At 72.9% G+C, this 13,588-nt stretch carries 14 protein-coding genes; 8 read left to right on the top strand and 6 right to left on the bottom strand.

From position 1 onward, the window contains the following. Positions 1 to 177: 177 nt before the first annotated feature. The gene (locus tag ACGFIR_RS09115; RefSeq protein ID WP_393144079.1) at positions 178 to 1,341 is read left to right on the top strand and encodes an LLM class flavin-dependent oxidoreductase; all 1,164 of its coding nucleotides are present in this window, start codon (positions 178 to 180) and stop codon (positions 1,339 to 1,341) included. A 90-nt stretch (positions 1,342 to 1,431) separates the two neighbouring features. Here ACGFIR_RS09115 and ACGFIR_RS09110 read toward each other — a convergent pair whose 3' ends face one another. Together ACGFIR_RS09110 and ACGFIR_RS09105 are read right to left on the bottom strand one after the other, a co-directional pair. Then, entirely contained in the window at positions 1,432 to 1,929 is a 498-nt protein-coding gene (locus tag ACGFIR_RS09110; protein ID WP_393144077.1) for a DUF2231 domain-containing protein, read from the bottom strand. 133 nt (positions 1,930 to 2,062) lie between these two features. After that, complete coding sequence (locus ACGFIR_RS09105; RefSeq protein ID WP_393006232.1) at positions 2,063 to 3,268, bottom strand: endonuclease; 1,206 nt, start codon at positions 3,266 to 3,268, stop codon at positions 2,063 to 2,065. Positions 3,269 to 3,490: 222 nt separating this feature from the next. Between ACGFIR_RS09105 and ACGFIR_RS09100 the strand changes: the two genes are divergently transcribed. The 4 genes from ACGFIR_RS09100 (at position 3,491) to ACGFIR_RS09085 (ending at position 8,044) form a co-directional block, all read left to right on the top strand. Then, positions 3,491 to 4,567: an NYN domain-containing protein gene (locus tag ACGFIR_RS09100; RefSeq protein ID WP_393006230.1), complete on the top strand. Its 1,077-nt coding sequence runs from the start codon at positions 3,491 to 3,493 to the stop codon at positions 4,565 to 4,567. 196 nt (positions 4,568 to 4,763) lie between these two features. Next, complete coding sequence (locus ACGFIR_RS09095) at positions 4,764 to 6,113, top strand: extracellular solute-binding protein (RefSeq protein WP_393006228.1); 1,350 nt, start codon at positions 4,764 to 4,766, stop codon at positions 6,111 to 6,113. 10 nt (positions 6,114 to 6,123) lie between these two features. Then, positions 6,124 to 7,074 carry a carbohydrate ABC transporter permease gene (locus ACGFIR_RS09090; RefSeq protein WP_393144075.1) on the top strand — a complete coding sequence of 317 codons (951 nt, stop codon included), beginning with the start codon at positions 6,124 to 6,126 and terminating at the stop codon, positions 7,072 to 7,074. Between the two features lie 49 nt (positions 7,075 to 7,123). Further along, positions 7,124 to 8,044 carry a carbohydrate ABC transporter permease gene (locus tag ACGFIR_RS09085; protein WP_393144073.1) on the top strand — a complete coding sequence of 307 codons (921 nt, stop codon included), beginning with the start codon at positions 7,124 to 7,126 and terminating at the stop codon, positions 8,042 to 8,044. 52 nt (positions 8,045 to 8,096) lie between these two features. Here ACGFIR_RS09085 and ACGFIR_RS09080 read toward each other — a convergent pair whose 3' ends face one another. The 4 genes from ACGFIR_RS09080 to ACGFIR_RS09065 form a co-directional block, all read right to left on the bottom strand. After that, complete coding sequence (locus tag ACGFIR_RS09080; protein WP_393144071.1) at positions 8,097 to 8,933, bottom strand: S1 family peptidase; 837 nt, start codon at positions 8,931 to 8,933, stop codon at positions 8,097 to 8,099. A 121-nt stretch (positions 8,934 to 9,054) separates the two neighbouring features. Next, the gene (locus ACGFIR_RS09075) at positions 9,055 to 9,570 is read right to left on the bottom strand and encodes a 2'-5' RNA ligase family protein (RefSeq protein ID WP_393006220.1); all 516 of its coding nucleotides are present in this window, start codon (positions 9,568 to 9,570) and stop codon (positions 9,055 to 9,057) included. Positions 9,571 to 9,594: 24 nt separating this feature from the next. After that, a complete protein-coding gene (locus tag ACGFIR_RS09070) occupies positions 9,595 to 10,641 on the bottom strand; it encodes an NAD(P)-dependent alcohol dehydrogenase (RefSeq protein ID WP_393006218.1) in 1,047 nt (348 codons plus the stop codon). Between the two features lie 160 nt (positions 10,642 to 10,801). Continuing rightward, the gene (locus tag ACGFIR_RS09065) at positions 10,802 to 11,581 is read right to left on the bottom strand and encodes a hypothetical protein (RefSeq protein WP_393144069.1); all 780 of its coding nucleotides are present in this window, start codon (positions 11,579 to 11,581) and stop codon (positions 10,802 to 10,804) included. Between the two features lie 144 nt (positions 11,582 to 11,725). Between ACGFIR_RS09065 and ACGFIR_RS09060 the strand changes: the two genes are divergently transcribed. The 3 genes from ACGFIR_RS09060 to ACGFIR_RS09050 all read left to right on the top strand — a co-directional run bounded on the left by ACGFIR_RS09060 (position 11,726) and on the right by ACGFIR_RS09050 (position 13,550). Further along, a complete protein-coding gene (locus ACGFIR_RS09060) occupies positions 11,726 to 12,637 on the top strand; it encodes a DUF72 domain-containing protein (RefSeq protein WP_393144067.1) in 912 nt (303 codons plus the stop codon). Between the two features lie 107 nt (positions 12,638 to 12,744). Beyond that, entirely contained in the window at positions 12,745 to 12,936 is a 192-nt protein-coding gene (locus ACGFIR_RS09055) for a hypothetical protein (protein WP_393006212.1), read from the top strand. Positions 12,937 to 13,025: 89 nt separating this feature from the next. Next, positions 13,026 to 13,550: a DinB family protein gene (locus ACGFIR_RS09050; RefSeq protein ID WP_393144065.1), complete on the top strand. Its 525-nt coding sequence runs from the start codon at positions 13,026 to 13,028 to the stop codon at positions 13,548 to 13,550. Positions 13,551 to 13,588 lie beyond the last annotated feature (38 nt).

Raw genomic sequence — 13,588 nt, 5'->3', positions numbered from 1 at the left:
CGCCGCCCCGCTCAGCCCGCCGGGAACGCCGAGGCGGCGAAGCTATAACCCTACTAACTTGGTAGGTTTTATGGGTAGTCTGTACGCGGATTCGTCCCACCCCTCAGGAGGCGTCCGGCCGCGGTCGGGCATCTCGCCGCCACCGCTCGCCCCCGCGTACTGGAGGAAAGATCCGAGATGGCCCTCACCTTCCACTGGTTCCTGCCCACCTACGGCGACAGCCGGGACATCGTCGGCGGCGGCCACGGCGTTCCGGTCGGCACGGCCGGCGGCGCCCGTCCGGCGAGCGTCGCCTACCTCGGCCAGATCGCGCGGACCGCCGAGCAGCTCGGCTTCGAGGGCGCGCTCACCCCCACCGGCGCCTGGTGCGAGGACGCCTGGCTGAGCACCGCCATGCTCACCGAGGTGACCGAGCGGCTGAAGTTCCTGGTCGCCTTCCGACCCGGCCTGCTCACGCCCGCGCTGGCGGCGCAGATGGCCTCGACGTTCCAGCGGCTCTCCGGCGGGCGGCTGATGGTCAACATCGTCACCGGCGGCGAGTCGCGGGAACAGCGCGCCTACGGCGACTTCCTGGACAAGGACGCCCGGTACGCGCGCACCGACGAGTTCCTGCACATCGTGCGGGCGCTGTGGCGCGGCGAGACCGTCGACCACGCCGGCGAGCACCTGCGGATCGAGCAGGGCCGGCTGACCCGGCTGCCCGACCCGGTCCCGCCGATCTACTTCGGTGGCTCCTCCGCCGCCGCGCTGCCCGTGGCGGTGCGGCACAGCGACGTCTACCTGACCTGGGGCGAGCCGCCGGCCCAGGTGGCCGGCAAGCTCGACCGGGTCCGTACGCTGGCCGCTGCGGCCGGCCGTGAGCTGCGCTTCGGCATCCGGCTGCACGTCATCACCCGGGACACCGCCGAGGAGGCCTGGGCGCAGGCCCGCCGCCTGCTCGACGGCATCGCCGAGGACGACCTGCGGGCAGCCCAGGAGGGGCTGCGCGGCAGCGAGTCCGAGGGGCAGCGCCGGATGCTGGACCTGCACGGCGGCTCGCGCGACGGGCTGGAGGTGTCGCCCAACCTCTGGGCCGGCTTCGGGCTGGTCCGGGGCGGCGCGGGCACGGCCCTCGTGGGCAGCCACACGGAGGTCGCCGACCGGATCGCCGAGTACCACGCGCTGGGCCTGGACGAGTTCATCCTCTCCGGGCACCCGCACCTGGAGGAGGCGTACTGGTTCGGCGAGGGCGTACTGCCGATCCTGCGCGCGCGTGGGCTGTGGCGGCACCCGGCCGGCGGCACCCGGCCGGTGGAGCCGAAGACCCTGCCGTTCGTCCCGACACCCGCCGGTGCCCGGTAACGACCCGATGCCCTGGCCGGCCCGGCCCGCTGGTCGTCCGCGGACCACCCGGGCCGGCCGCCCACCGCCTGCCCGCCCGCAGGGGGCCGGTCAGGCGCGGGCGCGGCCCGTGGAACGCCGGGACAGGGAACTCGGGGCGTTGACGCCGGCACCGTCGCTGACGCCGACACCCAGCCGCTCGACCAGTTCGCCGCCGAGCCAGGCCGTCATCCCGGACAGGATGACGCCCGCGAAGCTGCAGATCAGGGCCAGGGCGCTCGGCTCCCAGTTCGTCGCGGACGCCCGCAGCAACCAGCTCACCGCGAACAGCAGCACGACGACGACGTTGCCGAGGCCGTGGATCGCCCCCACCCGCTTGGCGCGGGTGCCGGACGGGATGGCCCGCCAGTCGGTGAAGCCGAAGACCGCGGCGATCAGACCGCCGATGACGCCGGCGCCCATGGTGTACGCGGCGGAGATCTGGAATCCGGCGCGGTCCGTGATCAGGTACAGGATGTCGAAGATGACCGCCGTGGCGAGCAGCCCCAGCGGGAAAACGATCATCATGGGATGGATCGCGTGCCCCAACGCCTTGGCTCGACTCTCCACCGTGACCTCCTGGCTGACGGAACCTGGCCGCGCGGGATACCCGCTGAAGGCGCTCGTACACCTGCCGGGGCGGCCTGCCCGCTGGCCGGTCCTCCCTCCTTGAGGACCGGCCGCGGCGCACCGGGATCGCGGATCAGCCCCAGATGGCGCTCGCCCACTCCGGGTGGTCGATGAACGGGTTGCGGTTGCCCTGCCAGCGCTCGTAGATCCGCTGGTTGCGGCGCTTCTCGAAGGCGTCCGGCGGGTCGGCCTGGTTCCACTGGAGCAGCACCGACAGCTTGCCGTGGTACGGCGCGCTGCCGTTGTTGACCGCCTGGTTGATCTCCAGGTTGGGCCAGCCGTCGTTGCCTTCGTACCGGATCGCCATGTACATGATCATGCGTGCCACGTCGCCCTTGACGGCGTTGCGCGGCTCCCACGAGTCGGCGTCGGTGTAGCAGCCCGGCGCCTCGGCGACGGCGCTGCCGCCGAGGTCGAAGTCCTTGTTGCCGCGCGTGGAGTTGACCGAGACGTCGGTCGGCCGCAGGTGGTGCACGTCGGTGCCCGGGCCGGTCGAGGTGCCGAAGTCACCGTGGGACTTGGCCCAGACGTGCTCGCGGTTCCAGTCGTTGACGCCGCCGCCGTTGCTGGTCTTGCTCTGCGACCGGCCGGTGTAGAGCAGGATGACGTTGTTGCTGTTGGCCGGGTCCTGGTCGGTGTCGCGCAGCGCCTCCCACACCTGGTCGTAGGAGATCTTCGTCTGGACCTTGATGATCGAGTGCAGCGCGCCGCGCAGCGCCGTGCCGGACTTGCCGATCGCGTTGGCGTAGTAGGTGGAGTCGTAGTCGCCGCCGGGCACCGGGGTGGTCGTCGGGACCGGCGTCGGCGACGGGGTCGGCGACTGGCTCGGCGAGGGCGTGGTGCCGGCGAGGGTCATCGCCGTCGGGCTCTTCAGGCCGCCGTGGCTGAAGTAGGCGGTGAGCGTGCCGGTGGTGGTGATCCGTTGGCCCCGCAGGCCCGGGTTGGTGAGCAGCCCGAACGTGCTGCGGTAGGCGGTGGTGACCTGGATGTAGAGCATCCTGCTCGCCCCGGTCTCGGCCGCCGTGTCGGCGATCGCGATCGCGGTGTCCGAGTTGAAGCCGGACCTGAGCACCGTCGTGTTGCTGGTTGGCTGGCCGATGACGTAGCCGGTCACGGTGGCCGTCCGACCGTCCTGCGCGGCGAGCGCCTCGGCTACGGTCAATGTCGTGGCGGCCGACGCCGCCGCCGTCACCGCCACGGGCGCCACCAGAACGGCGGCGAGCGCGAACGCCAACGCCAGCTTTCTGGGCCCCGAGCGGGTACTGCTCCTCGTATTCATGAGCAGCGATGCTAGCGGTGCGGGGGTGTACACCGGGAGATCGGGAACGTAACTTTCGATCTTCCGGGCGTACGCGCGGCACCGGCAGCGGGCCCGCGGGGCGACGGGCCGGCGCGCAGGCAGGTGAGCGCCGCCAGCACCCGGCGGTTCCCGGGTAGGGCCGGCGCCACCCCGGTGCGCGCCCGCGCGTCGCGGCACCTCGCCGAGGGTAGGGTGACCTGCGTGGATCACGAAGACCGCATCGCCCTCTTCCTCGACTACGAGAACCTCGCGCTGGGTGCCCGCGACCACCTCGACGGCGCGGCCTTCGACTTCCGTCCCATCGCCGACGCCCTCGCCGAGCGTGGCCGGGTGGTGGTCCGCCGGGCGTACGCGGACTGGTCCTACTTCGACGAGGACCGACGGATGCTCACCCGCTCGCACGTCGAGCTCATCGAGATCCCCCAGCGGATGGGCGCCTCGCGGAAGAACGCCGCCGACATCAAGATGGCCGTGGACGCGGTGGAGCTGGCCTTCGAGCGCGGGTACATCTCGACCTTCGTGATCTGCACCGGCGACAGCGACTTCACCCCGCTGGTCCACAAGCTCCGCGAGCTGAACAAGCGCGTCATCGGCGTCGGGGTGGAGAAGTCGACCTCGGCGCTGCTGCCGCCCGCGTGCGACGAGTTCCTCTACTACGACCGGCTGGAGGGCGTCGACATCCCGCCCGCCCGGGGTCGTCGGGGCCGCCCGGCCCGCCTGCCCAGCCCCGACGTGCCACGGGTGGAGCCCGAGCCCGAGGCGCAGCCGGCGGCCGAGGAGGCCGCCCGGGACGTCGACACCCTCGCCGTGCTCGTCGCCCAGACCGTCGCCGGCCTCCAGGGCAGCTCCAGCGGCGAGGTGACCGCCTCGACGTTGAAGCGCACCCTGCTGCGCAAGGACCCGACGTTCAGCGAGTCCGACTACGGGTTCCGCACCTTCGGGGAACTCCTGCGGCACCTCGCCGGGCACAACGTGGTCGAGTTGGCGGAGGGGCCGGCCAAGGGCGATCCCGAGGTCTCCCTGCCCGAGCACGGCGACCGGGAGGTGGCGTTCGGCCTGCTCGGCTCGGTGGTGGCGGACCTCGCCGGCGACGAGGGGGCGGTGGCCCTCTCCGGGCTGAAGAACCAGCTGCGCCGGGCCCGGCCCGACTTCAGCGAGAAGAAGCTGGGTTACCGCAGCTTCCTGCAGTTCTGCAAGGCGGCCGCCACCAGCGGAGTCGTCGAGCTGCGGTGGAATCCGGAGGCCGACGACTACCTGCTCACCCCCCGGAGCGCCTGACCACCCGGGCGCCGTCGCGCGGCCCCTCCCTGGGCACGGTCAGGTCGATCAGGTAGGCCGTCGTCGCGCGCCCTCCGGAGCCGGCGGGCACTTCCCACGGACGTCAATTCCTCCGGTGACGTTTAGCGCCGCCGTGCAGCGGAAAGGTGCCGGGCGAGCGGGCATCGGCGCCCGTCAGTCTCCGGAGGAGAAACCAATGACTCGGATGGTCCGTACCGCCGCGCTCGTGGGGGTGCTCGCCCTGGCGGTGAGCGGATGCGGTGGTGTTGGCGGAGCCGGCGACGGGGGCGGCGGCACCGCCACCGAGGGCACCCTGTCCACCATGGGCTTCGGCCTCTCCGACGAGATCGCCAGCACGCGCGTCGACGCGTTCAAGCGCGACAACCCGGGCGTCGACCTGAAGATTGTCGAGGGAGCCTTCGACGAGCAGCAGTTCCTCTCCGCCGTCGCCTCCGGCAACCCGCCCGACCTGGTCTACATGGACCGCAAGCTGATCGGCACGTACGCCAGGCGGGGGTCCATCCAGCCGCTGAGCGACTGCGTCGACACGCAGGACATCGACATGGGACAGTACCGGCCGGCCGCGAAGGACCAGGTCACCCTCGACGGCACCGTCTACGGCATCCCCGAGTTCTCCTCGGTCCGAGTGGTCTATCTCAACGAGGCGCTGCTGCGCCAGGCGGGCCTGACCCCGGACGACGTCGACCTCTCGGACTGGGCCGGCCTGCCGGCGCTCAACGCCAAGCTGGCCACCGTCTCCGGCGGCCGGCTCTCCCGCATCGGCATCGACCCGAAGATCCCCGAGTTCCTGCCGATGTGGGCCAAGGCCAACGGCGTCGACCTCATCTCCGCCGACGGCACGAAGGCCAACCTCGACGACCCGAAGGCGGTCGAGGCGCTCACCACCGGGGTCAGGCTGATCCAGGACCAGGGCGGCTGGGGCAGGTTCAAGTCCTTCCGGGACACCTTCGACTTCTTCGGCGCGCAGAGCCCGCTCGCGAAGAACCAGATCGTCGCCTGGCCGATGGAGGAGTGGTTCCTCAACCAGGCCGCCAAGAACACCCCGAAGGCCGAACTGGTCGTCAAGCCGTTCGTCGACCGGCAGGGCAAGCCGGTCACCCTCTCCTCGGGGCAGTCCTGGGTGGTCCCCAAGGGCGCGAAGAACCCGGACGCCGCCTGCGCGTTCATGAAGAAGATGACCGCCGCCGACACCTGGGTCGCCGCCGCCAAGGCCCGCGCCGACGCCCGCAGGGCCGCCGGCCAGCCGTTCACCGGCGTCTACACGGGCAACGTCGCCGCCGACCAGAAGATCTTCGACGAGATCTACCAGCCCACCGGCAACAAGCGCTTCGACGACGCGGTGGCCACCATCCGCTCGGTGCAGGACGCCGCCTTCGCGATGCCGGCCTCGCCGGCCGGCGCCGAGTTCGACAAGGCCTGGACGGACGCCGTCAACCGCGTCCTCTCGGGCCAGGCGCAACCGGCCGAGGCGCTCGCCCGCGCCCAGCAGGAGGCGACCGCAGCCCTCGACAAGGCCGCGAAGTAGGCCCCGGGGGATGGCCGTCACCACCGTCCCCGCTCCCACGGGCCGGCGGCGCCGTACGCCGCTGGCCCGGCGGGAGGCGCGCTGGGCGTACCTCTTCCTGGCGCCGTGGATCGTCGGGTTCCTGGTCTTCAACGCCGGGCCGATGATCGCCAGCGCCTGGCTCAGCCTCACCGAGTACGACGCGATCAACGAACCCCGGTACATCGGCCTGGACAACTACCGGGAGCTGATGGCCGACCCGGCGGTGGCGCGCAGCCTCGGCAACACCGTGTACTACACGCTGCTGCACGTGCCGCTGGTGATGGCCATCTCGCTGGGGCTGGCGCTGCTGCTCAAGCGGGTGGGGCGGTTGCAGGGCTTCTTCCGTACCGTCTTCTACCTGCCGGTCATGACCCCGGCGGTGGCCGTGGGCATCCTGTTCCTGCTCCTGCTCAACACCCAGGACGGCCTGATCAACCGCGGCCTCGCCCTGGTCGGGGTCGAGGGCCCGAGCTGGACCACCGACCCGGACTGGGTGCTGCCCGGCATCGTCCTGATGAGTCTCTGGAGTCTCGGCTCCACGGTGATCATCTACCTGGCCGCGCTGCAGAACGTGCCGCGCGACCTGTACGAGGCGGCGAGCATCGACGGCGCCGGCGGCTGGGCGCGGTTCCGGCACGTGACGCTGCCGATGATCTCGGGCGCGCTGTTCTTCACGCTGATCGTCAACACCATCTCGTCGCTGCAGATGTTCACCGAGGTCTACACCATGTACTTCGGCAACCGCCAGACACAGGGGTCGTTCAACAGCGACGCGGCGTCGTTCTACGTGATCCACCTGTTCCAGGAGGCGTTCCAGTTCCTGCACATGGGCTTCGCCTCGGCGATGGCCTGGCTGCTCTTCGTGATCATCCTGATCGTGACGCTGGTGCAGGTGAAGCTCGGCAACAGGTTCGTCTACTACGAGGGGGACCAGCCGTGACGAGTGACCTGAGCCGGCGCGGCGCGCGGCGGAGCGTGGGAGGCCGGTCGTGACGGCCACGGTCGAGCGGGCCGTCGCCGCCCCCGTACCCGCGACCGCACCCGGGGACGCCGGCCGTCGGGCGGCGGCTGAGGAGGGCGGGCGCCCGCTGTGGCAGCGGGTGCTGTTCGTGGTCGCGCTCGTCGGCGTCGCCGTGGTGTTCATGCTGCCGTTCGGCTGGCTGATCGGCGCCTCGCTACGGCCCCGCGAGTACGTCTTCTCCGGCGGGTTCCTGCCCACCCCGTTCGCGCCGGAGAACTATGCCGACGCGTGGCAGGCGGTGCCGATGGTCACCTGGCTGCTCAACAGCGTGGTGGTCGGCACGGCGGCGGCCCTCGCGGTGACGCTGTCCAGCGCGTGGGTGGCGTTCGGGTTCGCGTACTTCCGGTTCCCGGGCCGCGATCTGCTGTTCGGGCTGGTGCTCGCGACGATGATGCTGCCGTTCGCGGTGACCATGATCCCCACGTACCTGATCTGGTCGGAGCTGCGGCTGACCGGCACCCAGGTGCCGCTGTGGGCGGGCAACCTGTTCGGCTCGGCGTTCTACGTCTTCCTGCTGCGGCAGTTCCTGCTCTCGCTGCCGCGCGAGTACTTCGAGGCGGCCCGGATGGACGGGGCGAGCTATCCGCAGCTGTTCTGGAAGCTGGCCTTCCCGCTGATCCGTCCCGCACTGCTGGTGGCCTTCGTCTTCGAGTTCAAGGCGAGCTGGACGGACCTGATGAAGCCGCTGATCTACCTGCGCGACGAGCAGCTGTACACCCTCCCGCGCGGGCTCAAGGTGGTGCTCGACCGCTTCGGCTACGGCGGCGAGCAGCAGTGGGAGGTCGTGCTGGCGGGCAGCGTCATCGCGACCGTGCCGATGCTGGTGCTGTTCTTCCTCGCCCAGCGGCACTTCGTCGAGGGCATCGCCACCACCGGCCGCAAGGGCTGAGCCGCCGTGCCCGGCCCGCCCCTCGTCCGGGCCGGGCCGGGCACGTGCCGGCTCAGGGGACGGTGACGCCGTACGCGGCCAGGATCTCGATGATCGGCTGGTAGTAGGTGGTGCCCCCGGAGGTGCAGTTGCCGCTGCCCCCGGAGAGGATGCCGAGGACGACACCGGTGGCGGCGACGTAGAGCGGCCCGCCGCTGTCGCCGGGCTCGGCGCAGATGTTGGTCCGGATCAGCCCGGTGACGCTGCCCTCGGCGTAGTTGACGGTCGCGTTGAGCGCGGTGACCATGCCGCAGCGTACGCCGGTCGTGGACCCGCTGCGGCAGACCGCCTGGCCGACGTAGGCGTTGCCGGCGCTGTTGATCGTGACCAGGCCGGGGTAGGTGTAGACGGCGCTCGGGTGGGCCACGAGGCTCGTGTAACGGACCAGCCCGTAGTCGTTGCCGGGGAAGCTGCTGCCCGCCCGGCTGCCGAGCACGGTGGTCTGCGCGCTGTTGGCGTACCAGGTCGCGCCGGCGGCGGTGCAGTGCCCGGCGGTGACGAAGTAGTAGGTGCTGCCGCTGCGGACGTTGGCGCCGAGGGAGCACCGCCCGCCGCCGCCGTAGACCGCCTGCCCGCCGGCGATGAGCAGGCGCAGCTCACCGGGCTCGTGCCGGAGCAGCGCGCCGGCCCGGGCGGCGGTGGCCCGCAGCGCGGCCACGTCCCGGGCGGAGACGGTGTCGTCGACGGTCAGGGTCATCCGGCCGGTGGCGGGGTCGAGGCCCCAGGCGGTGCCGGCGGTGCGGACCTCCGCCAACGTGGCCGCGACGGGGGCGGCGTCGGCGTGGGCGGGCGCCGGCAGGCCGAGCAGCAACGCGACGAGGGGGAGCAGGGCGAGCGGGAGACGACGCATCGAACCTCCATGGATTCGTTTCTGTCGATTCCCTACAGGATCCACCCCCGGGTGGGACACGGACAAGCGGCGGTTCGGTCCGGCCCGTGCGGGTGCCACCGACGTCGTCGGGGCGGTCGGGCTACGGCAGCGGGTGGGAGATGCCCCGCGCGTGGTCGGTGAGGGCCGCGCCGACCACGGTCGCCTCCAGCGGCAGCACCTCCAGGCAGCGGCGTACGGCGGCGGCCATCAGGGCGTTCGGCACCCGCATCGACAGCGTGCAGTGCGGCACCCAGCGCCCCGGCCGGTAGTGCTCGACCAGCGGGATCCCCGCCTCGGCCAGCCGGCCGTGCACCCGCGCGTGGTGCGCGAGCAGGTCGGCGGTGGGCGTCGGACCCAGCCACAGCACCCGGCCGACGAACTGCCCGGCGTGCGCGAAGCTCAGCCGCAGCGGCGCCGCCACCACCGTCCCGTGCAGCGCCGCCGCGACCCGCTCCGGGTCGAAGCGGGGCGCGACGGCGAGCGAGACGTGCGGCCGGTGCCGCTGCTCCAGCAGCGATCGCATGCTCTGCACACCCTCGGACTCCAGCGCGTCCCAGAGCACCCGGATCCGGCGGGTGGCGTCGGTGTCGAGGTAGAGCTCCAGCGCCGCGACCACATGATCATTCTAGGGCCGCGGCGGTCACGGCACGATGACGGCTCGGCCCTCGAGCGTGCCGTCGCGCATCTTCTCGTACGCGACGACCGCCTCCTCCAGCGAGAAGGTGCTGGTCTTCGGCTTCACGAGGCCCCGGGCGCCCAGTTCGAGCACCTCGATGAGCTCCGGCCGGCTGCCCCAGTAGGTGGTCTGGATGCTCACCTCGTACGGCACCGTGAAGAAGCCCACCGGCAGGGTGCCGCCGCCGATGCCGACGATGGTGAGGTCCCCGACGGTGCGGGCGGCAGCGGCGCCGAGCGCGAGCGTGGGGCCGGCGCCGACGAAGTCCAGGACCACGTCGGCGCCCCGGCCGCCGGTGGCCTGGCGGATCTCCTGGGCGGTGTCCGCGCCGGAGAGCAGGGTGAGGTCGGCGCCGCACTCCTCGCCGAGCTTCAGCGCGTCCTCGCGGGTGTCCACCGCGATCACCCGGGCCGAGGTGGTGGCCTTGAGGATCTGCACGCCGACGTGCCCGAGCCCGCCCACGCCGATGACCACGGCGGTGCTGGTGGGGCCCAGCTTGGGCCACGAACGGCGGATCGCGTGGTACGGGGTGAGCCCCGCGTCGGTCAGCGGCGCCGCCAGCACGGGGTCGAGCCCGTCGGGCAGCGGCACGACCTGCCGGGCCTGCGGCACCAGCATGTAGTCGGCCATGCCGCCGTCCAGGCCGAGGCCGCCGCCCCCGCCGGGCACCGGTGCCTCGGCCACGTTCTCGCAGTACGGGTCGATGCCCACCCGGCAGCGGGCGCAGGTGCCGCAGCCCCACGGCCCGTACACGGCCACCGGCTGGCCCACCGTCAGCCCGCTCACCCCGGCACCGAGAGCGTGCACCCAGCCGGCGTTCTCGTGGCCGAGGGTGAACGGCGGGTTCCAGGGCACCGCGCCGGCCTCGAAATCGTGCATCAGGTGCAGGTCGGAGTGGCAGGCGCCGGCGCCACCGATCTTCACGACCACCTGACCCGGGCCCGGGGTCGGCTCGTCGACCTCGACCAGCTCGGGCTCCGACTTCCAGCTCGGCAACCGTAGTGCGCGCATGGGACGCCTCCTGTTCTCAGCCGGCCTCGGGTCCACCTGCCGGCTGCCCGTTCGGCGACCGGCCAAACGACCCGGCTTCACCCCGTCCGGGTCGGGTCGCCGGCAGCGTAGCCCCGGGCGGGAGCCGTCGGTGGTGACGGGCTCACGGTGGGCCGCGCGGTCAACCGGCGTCGACGCCGGGCGGCGTCTCGGTGGGTGGCCTCAGCACCGGCGGGACGTCGGCGGGGCCGGGGCGGGACGGTCGGGTGGGCGTCTCCGACGCGGACGGCGACGCCGACGGCCGCCGGTCGGTGGCTCCGGCACCGGGGCGGCCGGTCGGGTCGGCTCCGGGCCGTCCGGTCGCGCCGGAGCCCGGCGGCTTCTCCGTCGCGCCGGCACCCGGTGGCTGTCCCGTCACGCCGGGGCCCGGTGGCTGTCCGGTAGCGCCGGCACCCGGCCGTCCCGTCGGGTCGACGCCGGCCCGGCCGGCCGGGCTGTCGTGCGGGCCGGGGGTGACCGTCACGTCCGGCTCGACCCGGCCGTCGACGCCGCCCGCCGGGGTGGACGGCCGGTCGGGAGTCGCGGTGCGGAAGGCATCCGCGGTGGGGGCGGGCACGGGAGTGGTGGGCGCGGGAGCCCGCAGCGGGTGGGACGGCGCGCCCACGGTGGCGGCGATGGCCACGCCGCTGGTGAGGGCGAGGGCGGCACCGGCCAAGCCGGCGCGGACGCCGAACCCCGCGAGGGCGGGCCGGCCGCGCCCCGGCAGGACGGGCGGGGTCCCGGCCCGGACCAGCCGGTAGGCCCGTACGACGGACTCCTCCCCGGCCAGCTCGCTGGCGCGCGGCGCGGCACGCACCGCCGCCAACAGCCCCGCGACGGGCCGTGCCCCGTCGCTGGGGTCGGCGACGGGACCGGCGAGCAGTCGCTCGGCGGTCTCCTGGTCCATCCGGTGTGCTTTCATCTCGTGTTCCTCAGCGCCACCGGCCGCCGGGCCGTCACACGGTCGGCGGTGACCTCCGACGATCCGCAGGCCCGGGGAAGGGCCGGGCTGCCGGCTTTCCGCCACGAGTTGCCGATTCGTCCGGTCCGGGGTGCACTGAATCACATGGGTGTGATCAAGGTGGGCACGTCGTCCTGGGCGGACCGGATGCTGCTGCGCTCGGGCTGGTATCCCCGCACGGCCAACACCCCGTCCGGTCGGCTCGACTTCTACGCCGGGCGCTTCCCGCTGGTCGAGGTGGACACCTCCTACTACGCCGTCCCCGTACCGGAGACGACGCGGGGCTGGGTCGACGCGACCCCCGAAGGCTTCACCTTCGACGTCAAGGCGTTCAGCCTCTTCACCGGCCACCCGACACCGGTGGCGGCGCTGCCGCGCGACCTGCGGCCCGCCGATGGCCCGGGCCGGATCCGACGTCGGGACCTTCCGGCGGACGCGTACGACGAGCTGTGGAACCGGTTCCGGGCGGCGCTGGAGCCGATCGCGGCGGCCGACCGGCTCGGCGCGGTCCTGCTCCAGTTTCCGCCCTGGCTGGCCCGCGGGGCCGCCGCCGAGCGGCGCATCGCCGAACTGGCGGAGCGGTGCCGGCCGTGGCGGGTCGCCGTCGAGCTGCGCCACGGGTCCTGGTTCGACGGTACGGCGGCGCTGGACACGCTCGCGTTCCTGCGGGACCACGGGCTGTCGTTCGTCTGCGTCGACATGCCGCAGGGGCATCCCTCGTCGGTGCCGCCGATCCTGTACGCCACGGCGGAGCTGGCGGTCGTCCGGTTCCACGGACACAGCACCGCCTGGGAGACGGGGGACAAGCAGGAGAAGTTCCGCTACGCGTACGGCGACGAGGAACTGCGCCGCTGGTCGGAGCTGCTCGTCGAGCTGGCCGGGCAGGCGGGGGAGCTGCACGCGCTGTTCAACAACTGCTGCGACGACCAGGCCCAGCGTGACGCCGCCCGGCTCGCGGAACTGCTGGGCGTACGGCCGGTGGGTCGGGACCGGGCGGGCGCCGGCTCGCCGGCCTGACCACGGATCCCACCCGGCGGTCGGGGCCGGATCGGCCACGCCGGGAGGGTTATCCGCCAGCCGCACGGGTACCGCCGGTGCCGTGCGCGACGGAAGGGGACACGGTGATGGGTGAGCAGCGGCAGGGGCACACCGGGGAGGCTGCGCCAGGCGTACCGCAGGACGCGGCGGCGCGCGAGACCCGGGAGGCGCAGGACGCCCACGGCGGGAGCATGGCGCCCGCCCTGGTGGACGACACCGGTCACCCGGTGGCAGACGACCCCACCGAGGTCGCCGGGGAGGATACCGACGGCGGTTGAGTGGCGATCCACGCGCGGGCGTGGGGAGAAGCGCGGCCACCGGCCATATCCCGTCGACCGGACCGCCCGCCTCGGGCATGATCGCCCGCATGGCGGCAACCTCCCGTGCGCTTCTGCGCTGGCAGTTCGACCTGACGTGGTCGCTGTTCGAATACCACCTCGAACGCATCGAGGCGGCGGACTTCCTCTGGGAGCCGACCGCACACTGCTGGACGATGCGTCCCGGCCCCTCCGGCGGGTGGACGCCCGACTGGGCCGACACCGAACCCGACCCCGTGCCGGTGCCGACGATCGGCTGGCTGTCGTGGCACATCGGCTGGTGGTGGACGGTGGCCATGGACCACCTCGGGGGACGGCCACCACGGGGACGTGCCGACGTCGGATGGCCGGGCGCGGGCGAGCCGACGGTCGCCTGGCTGCGGGCCCTGCGCGCCGAGTGGCTCGGTCACCTCGACCGTCTCACCGACGCCGACCTCGACCGCACCGCCACGTTCCCGTGGCAGGACGACGAGCACACCGTGGCGCACACGCTCGGCTGGGTCAACGCCGAGCTGATGAAGAACGCCGCCGAGATCGGTCAACTCCGCCTGCTGCGCGCCGCCGAACGCGCCTGACCACCAGGGCACGCTGCCGCCGTTCGCGGCCCGGGCGA

Origin of the sequence: Micromonospora sp. NPDC049051 (assembly GCF_043197575.1) — a bacterium.
Taxonomy (GTDB): Bacteria; Actinomycetota; Actinomycetes; order Mycobacteriales; family Micromonosporaceae; genus Micromonospora.
This window is presented reverse-complemented; position numbering and strand designations above follow the sequence as displayed.

Bases quoted from the DNA above. Each gene is read 5' to 3' on its own strand.
- ACGFIR_RS09065 (WP_393144069.1), bottom strand. From the start codon at position 11,581: ATGAAAGCACACCGGATGGACCAGGAGACCGCCGAGCGACTGCTCGCC.
- ACGFIR_RS09080 (WP_393144071.1), bottom strand. From the start codon at position 8,933: ATGCGTCGTCTCCCGCTCGCCCTGCTCCCCCTCGTCGCGTTGCTGCTC.
- ACGFIR_RS09070 (WP_393006218.1), bottom strand. From the start codon at position 10,641: ATGCGCGCACTACGGTTGCCGAGCTGGAAGTCGGAGCCCGAGCTGGTC.
- ACGFIR_RS09090 (WP_393144075.1), top strand. From the start codon at position 6,124: ATGGCCGTCACCACCGTCCCCGCTCCCACGGGCCGGCGGCGCCGTACG.
- ACGFIR_RS09115 (WP_393144079.1), top strand. From the start codon at position 178: ATGGCCCTCACCTTCCACTGGTTCCTGCCCACCTACGGCGACAGCCGG.
- ACGFIR_RS09095 (WP_393006228.1), top strand. From the start codon at position 4,764: ATGACTCGGATGGTCCGTACCGCCGCGCTCGTGGGGGTGCTCGCCCTG.
- ACGFIR_RS09055 (WP_393006212.1), top strand. From the start codon at position 12,745: ATGGGTGAGCAGCGGCAGGGGCACACCGGGGAGGCTGCGCCAGGCGTA.
- ACGFIR_RS09050 (WP_393144065.1), top strand. From the start codon at position 13,026: ATGGCGGCAACCTCCCGTGCGCTTCTGCGCTGGCAGTTCGACCTGACG.
- ACGFIR_RS09105 (WP_393006232.1), bottom strand. From the start codon at position 3,268: ATGAATACGAGGAGCAGTACCCGCTCGGGGCCCAGAAAGCTGGCGTTG.
- ACGFIR_RS09060 (WP_393144067.1), top strand. From the start codon at position 11,726: ATGGGTGTGATCAAGGTGGGCACGTCGTCCTGGGCGGACCGGATGCTG.